The organism is Alistipes sp. An66 (assembly GCF_002161445.1).
In the GTDB taxonomy this organism is placed as follows: domain Bacteria; phylum Bacteroidota; class Bacteroidia; order Bacteroidales; family Rikenellaceae; genus Alistipes; species Alistipes cottocaccae.
In genome coordinates this window covers 1-1,230 of sequence record NZ_NFHT01000045.1, presented here as the reverse complement: position 1 = coordinate 1,230, position 1,230 = coordinate 1, and the positions used below count along the sequence as shown (strand labels likewise).

The window sequence follows — 1,230 nt, the reverse complement described above, 5'->3', positions numbered from 1 at the left end:
TAACACAAAAAGAAGAACAACACGCCGCGGCGTGTTGTTCTGAAACCAAGAATCGCTATATTTGCATATCTGAAGAATCTGAAGGCACCTCCCCAGACACACTTTTTGAAACACTACCCGAGGATCTTGGCGATTATGTCAATTGGCATTCCGTATTCGATTGCCAGGGTTGCGAACGTATGTCGGGCCAGGTGGACTGTCAGATTTTTGTTGATCAGGCAAATATCGGCAATCTCCTTCAGATAGGCGTTCATCTTCTGATTGCTCGGAACGGGCAGCAGTTTTCCTTTGAGTCGTAAGTCGGGATCCTGCTCGTATTTTTGCAGAATTCGAATCGGATGCGGCAGCAGCGGAATCCGACTTACGACTGCGGTCTTCTCCCGTGGTTTGTGAATCCACAGGGTGCCGTTCTCGTCGGTCGTGATGTGCTCGGGCCGCAGGTGGTCGACATCCGTGAAGGCCAGTCCTGTCAGCGCACAGAAGCAGAAAACATCCCGGATCCGTTCCAGACGCTCGTTAGGCATCGGTCGCTTTAGCAGCAGGTCCAGCTCTGCCTTCGTCAGCGGCACCTTGACATTCGTCTTGTCGATCTTCATCTTGTAGAAGCGGAAGGGATTTTTCTCGATCCACTCGTTTCGGATAGCATAGAGGATGAAGTTCTTCAAGCAGCAGAGCAGATTGACCGCTCCGTTGTTCTTGCATTTGTGCCTCGTCTGCATATGGGTGTTCAGCCCGTCGATATACTCGTAGGAGATTCTGTCCAGCGGCAGGTCCTCTTTTTGATATTGAGCTTGGGTGTATTCGGTCATGTAACGCAGCAGGCGGTGGTATTTGTTGGCTGTGACCTGTGTGATGCGGCTACCGACCTCTTGCTGCCGTTTTTCGCAGTATTTCGAGAATTCGGCAAGGAAGAGTCGGGTGGTGCCGCCCGGATTCTCCAGCCGCTCCTTGATGGTGAAGCAGTCTGGTATCCTGCCTTCCCGAATCAGAGCGTCGTAGGCCGCCAGGATATTGGCCCGATAGCTGTCCACGATGCCGTTGATCTGCAGGGCCACCTTGTCCCGATGCAGGGAGCGTTCCAGCCGTTGGTTCCAGCGTTCGGGCTCAATTTGGCAGCGGATGTAGCTCAGTTGGTTAGAGCGTCGGATTGTGGTTCCGAAGGTCGAGGGTTCGAGCCCCTTCTTCCACCCCAGGGCGCAGGAAAAGGAAGTGCTAAAACGAGTAAAATGC

Annotated in this window: 1 protein-coding gene and 1 tRNA gene; one reads left to right on the top strand and one right to left on the bottom strand. The window is 53.1% G+C overall.

Translation table 11 applies throughout. The features are described 5' to 3' along the window. Positions 1–113: 113 nt before the first annotated feature. Positions 114–1,031, bottom strand: coding sequence for a site-specific integrase (locus tag B5G16_RS12420; RefSeq protein ID WP_239406121.1), 918 nt, complete (start codon positions 1,029–1,031; stop codon positions 114–116). An 84-nt stretch (positions 1,032–1,115) separates the two neighbouring features. Between B5G16_RS12420 and B5G16_RS12415 the strand changes: the two genes are divergently transcribed. Continuing rightward, a tRNA-His gene (locus tag B5G16_RS12415) sits at positions 1,116–1,192 on the top strand. Positions 1,193–1,230 lie beyond the last annotated feature (38 nt).